Origin of the sequence: Paenibacillus sp. PastM-3 (assembly GCF_029893965.1) — a bacterium.
GTDB lineage: Bacteria > Bacillota > Bacilli > Paenibacillales > Paenibacillaceae > Paenibacillus_AQ.
This window is the reverse complement of record NZ_JARXXP010000006.1, coordinates 109,493-121,837: the sequence shown is the minus strand read 5'-3', so window position 1 is coordinate 121,837 and position 12,345 is coordinate 109,493. Positions and strand designations below refer to the sequence as shown.

Below are 12,345 nucleotides of genomic sequence, written 5' to 3'. Positions count from 1 at the left end.
CGGTTATACACAAGAAGCCCCGCCAGTCAGCGTGAGCTGCAGGCAGGGCTTTCCTTTATCCAATACATTACATCGTTCTACTTATATTCGCACACGAAGTTTGTGAATTCAGCGGTTGCACCCTCGCCGCAGGCATACAGTCCGATCAGCACGCCGGTAAAGCCGCCGGCCACCTCGGAGGAGAGGTATTTGGTATGCGCTGTGCCAAGCGGCAGATCTGCGCCGTCAGCCTGCTGAAGGAAGAAGCTGTAGCGTTCAGATGCGGATTTGATAAGCAGCGTCGCTTCCTGCTGATCATTCAGCTTGGCGGTATGCTCAACCGATTTCACATCCCCGATGTTCAGCCGCTCAATCACCCGGCAGCCGTCCTCATCCTGGACTATTGCCAGATCATAATGATGCAGCTCATCCATATACAATGTGAGGCCTGCCTCGCCGCTTCCCGTAAGCTTCACTTTGCAGGAAATGACTGCATCGAAGTCTTTCTGCCGAATGCCGATAAAGGTCGGTGAGGCCGGTATATCCAAGGTAACCCCGGTTCCTGTTAAAGTTGCCTTTTCAGGCTCCAGCACATAATTGTCCGCTGCCGGATGACGCAGATAACACCAGTCGAGGCTCCAGTCTGTGTTGCTGAAGGTATAGCGCTTCTTGTCCTCCTGGACTGTGCTTTCCGGTAAACGGTCTGTCTCGAAGCTGCTCAGTGTAGTGCCGTTATGCCCTGCGGTGAACCAGCCATCCTCATCAAATGTTACCGGGGTGAGGAACACCTCGCGTCCCAGATGGTGGAAGGTCAGCCAGCGCCCGGTCTGGCGGAAGCCCAGATGCAGCATCCACCAGTTGCCCTCAGGGTCCTGGATAAGGTCACCGTGTCCGACGCCCTGCAGCTCGTAGCCGCCCAGATTGCGGTTGGTCAGCACCGGATTATGCGGATAGGACTCGAATGGGCCGGACAGCTGCTCACCGCGTGCATAAACAACCATGTGGCCATATTCTGTGCCGCCTTCAGCCGCCATCAGATAATAACGTCCGTTGATAAGGTACATATGCGGACTTTCCAGATACCGACCGCCGGTACCCTGCCAGATCGTCCGGCTCGGGGACAGCTTGCGGCCTGTGGCAATGTCAATCTCGCATTGGACAACTCCGCCAACACCGTTGTCGTCCTGGCCGTTACTCATAAAGTAAGCCCGGCCGTCTTCAAAATACAGATCCGGATCAATCCCGCCCTGATCTACAAAGATCGGCTCCGACCATTCCCCGTAAATATCGTCAGTCCATACATAGAAGTTCTGACGCAGCGAATCATTGGTTGTCGTCATATAGAACCGTCCGTCGTTGTAGCGGATCGTAGGAGCAAATACCCCGCCGGAGCTGCCTACTTCGCCAAGCTGAACCTGGCTGTTCCGGGTCAGGCAGTGGCTGATTTGCGTCCAGTTGATCAGATCCTTGCTCTCAAACAGCGGAACGCCGGGGAAAAATTGAAAGGAGCTACAGACGAGATAATACGTATCTCCTGCCCGGCAGACGCTGGGGTCGGGATAAAAGCCCTTGATGACCGGATTGTTGTAGATCATAATATCCACCTCGTTTATGAATTCGTATATATATGAATCTATGATGAGCGCTGACTAATGAAATTAAACAATATCAACAGTAATCTTGCAATGGCTTGGGGTTGCCCAGAAAAATTAAATCAATTAAATTAATATATATATGAATTCAGTTGCAGAGGATGGATGACACCGATGATCAGGGCAAACGGGGAACCAAAATATCTGCCGCTGTATGAAGCGCTGGCAAGCGAGGTGAGATGGCGGATTATGAGCCTGCTTGCCGGGCAGGAGATGAATATGAAGGAGATTGCCTCCAGGCTGGAGCTCAGCCCGTCAATTGTTACGATGCATATCCGCAAGCTGGAGCAGGCAGGGCTGCTGGGGAGCCGCAGAGTACGGCTGAACGGGGGGACGCACAAGATGTGTTTTCTCAAGGAAAGACATATTGAGGTCGAACTGCCGTCGGCATACCGCAATGCGAGAATCAGGGAGCAGAGCATTTCCGTCGGCCACTATACCTCCTTTGAGGTGCATCCGACCTGCGGGCTGGGCACCCGTGAGATGGAGATCGGAGTGTGGGATGATCCGCGTTACTTCTATGACCCCGAGCGGGTGAATGCGGCCATCCTGTGGTTCGGTAAAGGGTATGTGGAGTATAAAACGCCGAATTATCTGCTCCCCGTCCAGAAGGTCGAAGCGCTTGAAATTTCGATGGAGCTGGCCTCGGAGGCACCGGGCCTGAAGGATGACTGGCCGTCGGATATCAGCTTCACCTTCAACGGCATCCCGCTCGGTACCTGGACCAGCCCGGCTGACTTCGGCCGGGCCGCCCGCGGCAAATACACCCCGTCCTGGTGGCACCGCAATGTGAACCAGTACGGGCTGCTCAAGACGATCCGCATCGATGCTTCAGGCACCTGGATCGACGGGGAGCGGATGTCGGAGGTGACCGTTCATGACGTCCGGCTGCAAGAGCCGTTCTGGACACTGCGCTTTGCGGTCGAGGAGCAGGCCGCCCATGTCGGCGGACTGACACTGTATGGAGCCGGGTTCGGCAATCACGACCAGGATATTATAATCCGGGTGCAGCTGGAGGGCTGAGAGAGCTGAGAGAGCTGAGGGTAATGAGAGTGTTGAGTGTGTTGAGTGTGTTGAGAGTGTTGAGAGTGTTGAGAGTAATGAGAGTGTTGAGAGTGTTGAGAGTAATGAGAGTGTTGAGAGTGCTGGATGCGTCTCTTGTGTAACTAAAAGAAGGATGAACTAAGTGGAAAATCGCCATCTATTTCCGGACAATTTACCGGGAAAAGACAATTAGGTGGAAAAAGGTAACTTAATCTTGCCGTATTTGCTCTCAAGGGGCTTTCTGGTTGAATTTAAGTGGCGATTTTCCAACTAAATATCATAAATCCTGGAGAATGACGGAATTAGGTGGCGAAAATCCAACTAATCGTAGGAGGGCCCCCCCTGCAAATTCACCCGACAAGCGCAACCAACACCCGACACCCGACACCCGACCACCGACCACCGACCACCCGACCACCGACCACCGACCACTCCGCTAACAGCCTAACTTGCGGCCAGGACGGCTGTGAAGTACACTTTCAGTATCTAAAGCTAAGGACGTGTTATGGATGAATGCAGAAACGGTAATGCACGAGCTCGAAGCCCTCGGCAAGGAGCGCACGAAGAAAATGTACTGCTCAAACGGTGCGCAGGAGCCGCTGTTCGGCGTGGCGACCGGAGCGATGAAGCCGATTTTTAAGCAGACTGGGATTAATCAGGAGCTGGCTGAACAGCTGTATGCTACAGGCAACTATGACGCGATGTATTTTGCCGGGATTATTGCCGATCCGAATGGCATGACCGAAGCTGATTATGACCGGTGGATGGATGATGCCTACTTTTATATGCTCTCCGATTTTGTGGTGGCTGTCACCCTGGCGGAGGCGGATATTGCCCAGCAGGTGGCCGATAAGTGGATTGCCAGCGGCGAGGACCTGCGGATGTCGGCGGGCTGGAGCTGTTACTGCTGGCTGCTCGGCAACCGGAAGGACGCGGAATTTGATGCAGACAAGCTGGCCGGTATGCTGGAGCTGGTGAAAGATACCATTCACGATGCGCCCGAACGGACCCGATATTCCATGAATAACTTCCTCTATACAGTGAGCATCTCTTATGTGCCGCTTCATGAGCAGGCTGTTGCAACAGCCAAAGAGGTAGGACCGGTAGAAGTCGGGGACGGCAAGGGAAAGAGCAAGCACATTTATGCCTATGCGAATATTGAGAAGGCGATGGATAAAGGGCAGAAGCTCGGATTCAAGCGCCGCCATGTGAGATGCTGAGGATTCAATAAAGGGAGGCTCGCAGAGATGCGGGTTTTTTTCGAGTGAAAAAATATATACGGCGCAGCTTATTGAATCCGCTTTTCTTCCAAATGGAAGCATTTCCCCGAACCTGTAACCGACCGGGGTCGACCGAATAAGAAATATTGTCTGATGCAACCAAAAAACTCCCCGTGTGGGGAGTTTTTTGGTGCGACGGATGAATTAGATCAGGCCGGATTTCTCAAGGAAGCGATGGAGCAGTGCGGCTACCTCAGCACGGGTGACGTTGGCTTTTGGAGCCAGCGTGCTCTCATTGCGGCCGGAAACTATTCCTGATTTCAGTGCTTCGCTGACACCTGCAGCTGCCCAGGCGGATACCTGTCCGGCATCTTTAAAGGAGCTGAGTGCAGCGGCCTGGCTTCCGTCTGCCTGTACAGCAGGGCTGTAGGCAAGAGCCTTGGCAATGATGGTCATTGCCTGCTCACGGGTGATCTGCTCCAGCGGACGGAAGGTCTGATCTTCAAAGCCTTGAATCAGGTTGTGGCTTACTGCAGTCTGGACAGCCTGGCTGTACCACGCGGAAGACTGGACATCCGTGAAGGAAGAGGTGCCGTTCTCCAGCCTGAGTCCCAGCGCTCTTACGAGCGATGCGGTGAATTCGGCACGGGTCATATCCAGGCCGGGATGGAATCCACCATCTTCGGTCCCGTTCAAGACCATACGCGAGGCAAGGTCATTGACTACAGACTGGGACCAGTGGCCCGTCACATCTGCAAAGGCAACCGGGTGGTACACTACAGCATAGGTGCTGTTGGTCAAGCTGTTGATCCGGGCAACCTGTCCGCCTTCCTCAGTAATAACCTTAGTCGGGACATGACGGACGGAACCGTCAGGTTCAATAACAAGCGCGGTTGTGATTCTGCTTGCATCTATGCCGCTTGGCAGCTTGATGCTTCTTTCAACGTAGGTGTTGAAGGTATTTACATCGATTGTTTTACCGCCGCTTGTTGCTGTAATCGTGAAATCCAGCGGTGCGGCTGCCAGGGTGAAGTTGCCTGAAGTCGCAACACTATTAATGATTTGCAGCTGGGTTGCGGCTGGTGCTGCAATCCGGATTTGCAGTGCGATCTGCTGCAGCGCCGAAGTCTGCTCCAGCTGCTGCGAGAGACTGCTTATCCGCAGAAGGCCGGCAGGCAGTGTGTAGCTGGCCTGAGGGGTCTGGATTTTGATCACACCCTGCTTCTGTTCCAGGCTGCTCACCATCTGCCCGTCCAGCTCACCTACGAATACATCGGAAGCTTCTGTGAAAGGCAGTGTAATGACGGCACCGTTGCCTGCGGCATTAAGCTGTTCCTGAAGCTTGGTTCCATCAAGGGTCAGAGTGGTAACCGTCTGTCCACCGGACTGTGTCAGCGTGGACTGTCCGATCGTCTGCAACTGTCCGTTGATAAGCACTGCTGTGCTTGTAGCAGCTGGCGCCGGGTTTGCAATCGGAGCCGGGGTTGCAGTCGGAGCTGGGGTTGCAGTCGGATCCGGAACTGTAATCACAGCAGGGGCAGGAGTTACGGCATTTGTAGTAGCTGCAGCACCTGTACCTGCGGCATTAATCGCTTTTACAGTGAACGTATAGGTGGTTCCATTCTGCAGTCCTGTGATGATTACCGGGCTTGAAGCGGCGCTTACCTTGATGTCGCCCTCAGCCGAGCTGATCTCATAGCCAGTAACCGGACTGCCTCCGTTGTCTGCCGGCGCGGTGAACGAAATGACAGCTGTTTTGTCACCTGCTGCTGCACTGACTGCCAGCGGTGCGCCCGGTACTGTAATTGGCGTTGCGCTTGCCTGGTTGGATACCGGACTGTCTCCGGCAGTGTTGACGGCCTGGACTACATAATAATAAGCTGTGCCGTTAGTCAGGCCGGAAGCAGTGTAGGTGTATACGGAAGAAGAGACTGTAGCCAGTTCCTCGCCGTAGGTTGCCGAGCTTACACTCTGATAGATCTTGTAGGCGGCAGACCCTTCAACAGGAGCCCAGGTCAACTGGACCTGTCCATTGCCGGGAACAGCCGATTGCAGAACCGGAGCGCCCGGAATCTGTGTGGTGTCAGAAACCGCAACTGTCAGAGCCTGCGGAGCTCCTGCACTGAAGATAAAGGTGAGCTGCACTGTTCCAAGCGGCTGTTTCGCCAGATAAGCAGCAGACAGGGTGACGGTATCACCGGAAACGGTGTAGTCTGTTCCCTCTGCAAGCGGTGTACCTGCATATTCAATGCTTGTCAGGGTGTTGCCCTTCAGAGTCATGTTTACAGCTATATCAGCCTGCGCACCGGTGCGCTTGTCAAAGACAGCTGTGTCCGGCTCGATGATGCTGTTCTCCGGAGCAGTCAGTGTATAGTCCTGACTCAAAATTCCACTGTCCTTCATGTCTGCCTTAACGGCAATTGCCTTCAGCGTCAACGCCTGCGTTATGGCGACCGGTCCGGTATAGAGCTGGCTGCCGGAAGTAGGATCGCTGCCATCCGTTGTATAGTAGATCGACGCATCTTCCGTTGCTGTTGTTAAAGTTACTTCTGTACCGGAAGGAACAGCACCTGCTGCAGGGCTGGCTGAAGGAGCAGCCACCTGCGGTACGGCCGGATTCGCGGCAGCAGCAGTGGAAACCATGAACGTACCGACCATAAACGGACCGTTGCTGAGCGGAATCGTAGCCGTTACAGTCAGAGTGTCCGTATCAATGACAGACATGCTGCTGCCGGTGTAGTTAATGGTATAAGCATGCTTGCCGTCTGCAGAGGCACCGACAACATAAGGGTTGCCGCCAACAGGTATAGTCTTGATTACAGTGTTCGTCACAGTGTCGATAACAGACATATTGTTGGACGATGCGTTTGCAACATAGACACGGCTGCCATCGGGAGATGACTCTGTAGCATGAGGAGCACTGCCGACAGTAATCGTTGCTTCAACTGAGTTGTCAGCAACATTGATGACTGTCACCGAGTTGCCTCCCCGATTAGCTGTATACAATTTGGTACCAGCCGGGTTGACGGAAAGCCCGTAAGGGGCACTATTCGGGATAGGGATAGTTGTCACCAGTTTCTCCTGAGCCAAATCTACTACCTTAATCGAATGATCGGTTTGGGAGGCGATGAACAGCTTATTTCCGACAACGACAATAACTGACGGGCTGCCGGATGTGGAGATCGTATTGGTCACTACCAGTGCTGCGGTATCAATGACAGAGATTGTTCCGTTACTGAGATTTGCAACATACGCCTTGCTGCCGCTGGCATTAAATGCAACACCATGCGGTGATGCACCTACGGGAATTGTGCTGATCACAGTGTCGGTAGCCGGATCAATAACCGATACACTGGAGCTGCCGCGGTTTGTAACATAAATCTGTTTTCCGTTGGGGTTGAAGCCTGCGCTGTTAGGCGAGTTCCCAACTTTGATTTTTCCTGCTTCCACCGTATTGTTCTCAAGATTAACAACATCCACTACGCCTGTGTTAAAGCTGGTAATATAAGCCTTATGGAGCAGATCCGGCGCTTCGGCTGCCGAAGTGTAGGCTGTAAGTCCGGTAAGATTGATAAGCATTGCCGCAGCCAGGAACAATACAGAAAGCTTGGACGATAATGATTTGGTCTTCAGTGTATTCATCTCCCTTGATGTTGGTTATTAGTTTTTGGAAGCGCTTTTTCTGTCAGCTAAACTCGCCAGCCTCCTTTAGCGATGGTGTGTATTAAAGATATAAAGCACTTATCGGTCTTTGTACCTAAAAATGTTATAAAGAAAAATTAAAATATTCACGAAATTAATTTACTTTGTCATATTTTAGCGGGACAATGAATTAAAAAAATATATGACACATATGCGTTATATAAGCTATAATGGGGCATAAAAAATAAAAAAATGGGGTCAGTACATGAATCAACAAAAAAGTCAACAAAGCCTGCTGACAGAGAAAAAAGAACGTTTCTCGAACAGCGGCTTCATTCTCGCAGCCATCGGGAGCTCGGTGGGTCTAGGGAATATGTGGAAGTTTCCTTATATAACAGGGGAAAACGGAGGAGCTGCCTTCTTCCTGCTCTTTATTGTCTGCCTCGTGCTGATCGGCTTGCCGGTCCTGCTGGCTGAGCTCGCGATCGGACGGAGCGGACGCGGAAGCGCCGCAACCTCGTTCATCCGTGCAGGAGGCGGAAAAGGCTGGAAGGCTGCCGGAATTCTGCAGGTTATAGCCCCGTTTCTGATTCTCTCGTTCTATGTCATCGTTGCCGGCTGGACCTTGCAATACGCAGTGGTTTCTTTTAACGGACAGCTGTTCAGCAATACCGATTATGCCGGCGAGTTCGGCTCGTTTATCTCCGGTTATATGCCGATTGTCTGGCAGGGCGTAGGCATGCTGATCACGGCTGCTGTCGTTATTCTCGGCGTATCCGGCGGGATCGAGAAATTCAACAAGGTGCTGATTCCCGGTCTGGTCGTGCTGCTGATCGTCCTGATGATCCGTGCCGTTACTCTGCCTGGTTCCTCTGCCGGCGTATCCTTCTTCCTTAAACCGGACTTCTCGGTGCTGACGGCGGAATCCGCGCTGGTCGCTCTGGGACATGCCTTCTTCTCGCTCTCGCTCGGAATGGGGATTCTGCTGACTTACGGATCATATGTGGACAAAAACCAGTCACTTGGCACTGCCACACTGGCTATCGGCGCAGGCGATCTGCTCTATGCGTTCATCGCCGGCCTGATCATTTTCCCGACCACGTTCTCGTTCGGCATTGCTCCTGACCAGGGGCCTTCGCTGATCTTTGTCGCGCTGCCGGCGGCATTCTCTGCGATGCCTTTCGGCGCCTTCTTCGGCGGACTGTTCTTCATTCTGCTGGCGATTGCCGCTCTGACATCGGCGGTATCGCTGCTTGAAGTTCCGGTATCCTACGCTATGGAGCGCTTCCGCTGGAGCCGTCCGCGTGCTGTCTGGATTCTGTCACTGGTCTGCTTCCTGGTCGGCATTCCGTCAGCCATGTCGCTGGGAATGTTCCCTGAGCTTACGTTCGGCGGAAAAGCGCTGTTTGACTGGATGGATTTCATTACCTCCAACATTATGCTGCCGCTGGGCGGCCTGCTGATTACCATCTTTGCGGGCTACTTCTGGAAAGGTGCAGCTGATGCGGCCGGCCTGAATGCCCGCTGGTTCCGTATCTGGCTGTTCACCCTGCGTTATGTGGCGCCGGTGCTGGTCCTCCTGGTGCTGCTGCACACGTCGGGAATCATCAAATTCTAGAGTGTACGTTCGTAAGCCCCCGGGACTTGTCCCGGGGGCTTTTTTAAATGAACAGGGCAGCGCTGGCAGTTGTTCTTCCGTTACCCCTTCACCGCACCAATCATAACACCCTTCTCAAAGTACTTTTGCACAAAAGGATACACAACCAGGATTGGCACCGTGGCTACAATGATAGCAGCGGAGAATGAACATGATAGTGATCCTAGGCAGAATCCCCGGCAGCTTGAAGTACAGCCTCTGCTTCAGCCGGCTGCCTTATTACTGTAAAGCTAGAAGGCTTCAGCCGCTGGCCGGAAGCAGAGGGGCAGATTTCAGAAGGAAGCAGGGTGCAGAGATCGTTTATCCCCGCAGATTGCGTATAGTGCGTATTGATTGAGCCCTGCATTGGCTGAGTGGTGACTGTAACGGACTCTAACGAACTCTAACGAACACTAACGAACTCTAACGAACTCTAACGAACTCTAACGGACCGTAGAGCCGTTATTTTTCCTATATAAAGCTTCTGGCAAAGCTAACGGACTGTAGTGCGCTTAAATCATCCCCGGAGGACATTTTCAGACCAAATTATTGTATTTAAGCGTACTGGTGTCCGTTAGACTGATAAAATATCGATTTTACCGGAAATAAGATTATCTCTGTCCGTTAAAGATACACAGCATGGCTGGCTTATTCCCCGGTTCGATGATGGTTTACTGACCCGCCCAGGTCTTTCGGACACAACCGGTCTGAAGCAGCTATATATTAGGAAGCTGTAAGCCGGAACAGTACCCGCAGATAATCGCGCGCGATTTCGGGTATATAAAAGATAGGCGTTTGGAGAACCTATTACCCTAACATGGAAGAAACGAGGCGATTTGCATGTCAACTTTGAACAATAGCCATCAGGAGGCCGTCGAGACGGTCCGCAAGCTGATCAAGGGCATTGATACGGCGATGTTCACCACGATTTCACCTGAAGGTCTGGTGTCCCGGCCGATGAAGACGCAGGAGGTAGAGTTTGACGGGGATCTGTGGTTTCTCACCAAGCGGGATACCAGCAAGTTTGATGAGATCCTGCACGACCCGCGGGTCAACGTCGTATACGCTGATAAATCCTATGTCTCCATCCGCGGCGTAGCGCGGATTGTAGAGGATGTAGCCAAGAAGAAGGAGTACTGGAATCCGGGCTATGAAGCATTTTTGAAGACTAGCTATGATGATCCGGAAGTCATTCTGATTCAGGTACATGCGGAAGCGGCAGAGTATTGGAAGAGCGGCAACCTGGCTGAGAAAGCGACCTATATGTTCAAAAGAATAACCAATCAGGATACTGAAAACTCTAACCTCAACCAGACGGTTGAACTGGAATAGCACTGAGCAGGCCAGCATGACAAGAAGGAGCTCCGCTCTCGCAGCGGGGCTCCTTCTGTTTGGTTCGGGACGGTATACTTTATCCAACTCAGATTTTGAATTGATTCACGATCTTTTGGAGATCATCAGCCAGACTGGCTAATGCCTGGGCTGAAGAAGAGATTTCCTGCATGGAAGCCAGCTGCTCTTCAGTTGCAGCAGAGATGTTCTGCGAGAGGGAAGCGGAATCCTTGGCCACGCTGCTAACCTCTCCGATAGAAGTATTCAAGTTCACGACACCGCCGGCCAGCTTCTGCAGAGCCTCGGAAATGTCCCCGATCTGGTCAACGAACCGGCTAACCGCCTCATCAATCTTCCGGAAGGAGCTTCCGGCATCATTTACGACGTTCAGCCCGGCATGCACTTCTTTTGAAGCGGTATCCATCGTATGCAGGGTTGCTTCTGTATCCTGCTGGATGAGATGTATAAGCTGCGTAACCTGCTCGGTTGATTTGTTCGACTGCTCGGCCAGCTTTCGTACTTCACCGGCTACGACCGCGAAGCCTCGGCCATGCTCTCCGGCTCTGGCCGCTTCAATCGATGCATTCAGCGCGAGCAGATTGGTCTGGGCTGAAATTCCGGAGATGACACTAATGATCTCCCCGATTTGAGCGGAGCGGCTATTAAGGCTGTTAACCGCTTCGAATAGGCTGGTTACGTTCGTGGAGATCGAATTCATCTGCGACGTAACCTCTGTAATAGCCTGATTGCCTTCCAACGACATCCTGGAGGCATGCAGTGCATCCTGCTTCATTTGTTCTGTATGATCAGCAATGGTCCGGGTGTAGCCGGTCATGTCTGAAATCGATACCGAGGTGCCCTCGACAATATCTGCTTGTTTCTCGGTACCGGATACAAGCTCCTGAACCGTCTCCGCAATATGCCCGCTTGCATGGCTGTTCTGCTCAGCGCTTGCGCTAAGCTCCTCGGAGGTGGAGGCGACGAAATGCGAGGATTCCTGGACGGTGCTGAAGATCGACTGCAGCTTGGCGGTCATTTTATTAAAGGAAGCGGATAGCCCGCCGATCTCGTCTTTGGAGACATAGCTGCTTTTTACGGTAAAGTCACCATGTTCAGCTTGCAGCAGCAGGCCTCTTACCTCCTTGACCGGTCGGACAATCATGCGCGAGATCAGCAGGCCGAGGAAGACGAGCAGCAGAAGTGTAGCAATCATGACAGATGTGGCAATAATCGTAATCCGGGTGACCCGGCTCTGATTCTGCGAATTGATTACACCGGCTCCTTCAACCTTGGAGTGCTGCAGGGCTTTTAGCGTGTCATTGACCAGCTTGCGCTGGGATTCCACCTCTTCTGTATAGACTATATAGGCCAGCTCATATTTATTCTGAGAGGCCAGTTCAATGACCTGAAGTCTTGAAGCTTCCAGTACCGCTGCCTGCTCATGATACTGGGCTATAAGCTGACGCTCCGCTTCCTTGAGATGTGTCGCTTCAATCTCTCCGATCATGTCATCAATTTCTGCCCATGCGGAAATAATTTCGTCATTTAATTCTTTTATCCGGTCAGCATTTTTGGTTGTCAGCAGCTCAAGCGTATAGGCATCACTTGCTCTGGCGTTGATCCGGATCTGCATGACGGTTTTGAGCGGGATAAGATTCTCCTCGTACATTACTTCAGATTTATCGGCCATTATATTCGTGTAGACCTGACCGATTGTTCCGATGGTAAGCAGAGAAGCTGCGCTCACCAGGATGAGAATCATAAGCTTTTTTGCAATACTCAGGTGTTTTAACAGCCTCATACAAGATGTCCCCTTTGTTTCTCTATAATGTCAATTATT

At 52.3% G+C, this 12,345-nt stretch carries 7 protein-coding genes and 1 pseudogene; 4 read left to right on the top strand and 4 right to left on the bottom strand.

All coding sequences use genetic code 11. The annotated features are described in order from the left end of the window. Positions 1-77 precede the first annotated feature (77 nt). Positions 78-1,574: a glycoside hydrolase family 43 protein gene (locus M2108_RS12200; RefSeq protein ID WP_277469607.1), complete on the bottom strand. Its 1,497-nt coding sequence runs from the start codon at positions 1,572-1,574 to the stop codon at positions 78-80. 171 nt (positions 1,575-1,745) lie between these two features. Here M2108_RS12200 and M2108_RS12195 point away from each other — a divergent pair, with 171 nt between their 5' ends. Together M2108_RS12195 and M2108_RS12190 are read left to right on the top strand one after the other, a co-directional pair. Then, positions 1,746-2,654: an ArsR/SmtB family transcription factor gene (locus tag M2108_RS12195; protein ID WP_277469606.1), complete on the top strand. Its 909-nt coding sequence runs from the start codon at positions 1,746-1,748 to the stop codon at positions 2,652-2,654. A 530-nt stretch (positions 2,655-3,184) separates the two neighbouring features. Beyond that, positions 3,185-3,895: a DNA alkylation repair protein gene (locus M2108_RS12190; protein WP_277469605.1), complete on the top strand. Its 711-nt coding sequence runs from the start codon at positions 3,185-3,187 to the stop codon at positions 3,893-3,895. Between the two features lie 204 nt (positions 3,896-4,099). Here M2108_RS12190 and M2108_RS12185 read toward each other — a convergent pair whose 3' ends face one another. After that, entirely contained in the window at positions 4,100-7,537 is a 3,438-nt protein-coding gene (locus tag M2108_RS12185; protein WP_277469604.1) for an S-layer homology domain-containing protein, read from the bottom strand. Positions 7,538-7,802: 265 nt separating this feature from the next. On the opposite strand from M2108_RS12185, the gene M2108_RS12180 reads away from it, so the two are divergent. After that, positions 7,803-9,155, top strand: a complete 1,353-nt coding sequence (locus M2108_RS12180) for a sodium-dependent transporter (RefSeq protein ID WP_277469603.1) — start codon at positions 7,803-7,805, stop codon at positions 9,153-9,155. An 80-nt stretch (positions 9,156-9,235) separates the two neighbouring features. On the opposite strand, the pseudogene M2108_RS12175 reads toward M2108_RS12180, so the two are convergent. Beyond that, positions 9,236-9,334: pseudogene (locus M2108_RS12175) on the bottom strand (carbohydrate ABC transporter permease); the annotation flags it as partial. 679 nt (positions 9,335-10,013) lie between these two features. Here M2108_RS12175 and M2108_RS12170 point away from each other — a divergent pair. After that, on the top strand, positions 10,014-10,505 hold the full coding sequence (locus tag M2108_RS12170; protein ID WP_277469602.1) for a pyridoxamine 5'-phosphate oxidase family protein: 492 nt from the start codon (positions 10,014-10,016) through the stop codon (positions 10,503-10,505). A gap of 88 nt (positions 10,506-10,593) precedes the next feature. On the opposite strand, the gene M2108_RS12165 is transcribed toward M2108_RS12170, so the two are convergent. After that, positions 10,594-12,306, bottom strand: coding sequence for a methyl-accepting chemotaxis protein (locus tag M2108_RS12165; RefSeq protein ID WP_277469601.1), 1,713 nt, complete (start codon positions 12,304-12,306; stop codon positions 10,594-10,596). Positions 12,307-12,345: the final 39 nt, after the last annotated feature.

Bases quoted from the DNA above. Each gene is read 5' to 3' on its own strand.
- M2108_RS12180 (WP_277469603.1), top strand. From the start codon at position 7,803: ATGAATCAACAAAAAAGTCAACAAAGCCTGCTGACAGAGAAAAAAGAA.
- M2108_RS12200 (WP_277469607.1), bottom strand. From the start codon at position 1,574: ATGATCTACAACAATCCGGTCATCAAGGGCTTTTATCCCGACCCCAGC.
- M2108_RS12185 (WP_277469604.1), bottom strand. From the start codon at position 7,537: ATGAATACACTGAAGACCAAATCATTATCGTCCAAGCTTTCTGTATTG.
- M2108_RS12165 (WP_277469601.1), bottom strand. From the start codon at position 12,306: ATGAGGCTGTTAAAACACCTGAGTATTGCAAAAAAGCTTATGATTCTC.
- M2108_RS12190 (WP_277469605.1), top strand. From the start codon at position 3,185: ATGAATGCAGAAACGGTAATGCACGAGCTCGAAGCCCTCGGCAAGGAG.
- M2108_RS12195 (WP_277469606.1), top strand. From the start codon at position 1,746: ATGATCAGGGCAAACGGGGAACCAAAATATCTGCCGCTGTATGAAGCG.
- M2108_RS12170 (WP_277469602.1), top strand. From the start codon at position 10,014: ATGTCAACTTTGAACAATAGCCATCAGGAGGCCGTCGAGACGGTCCGC.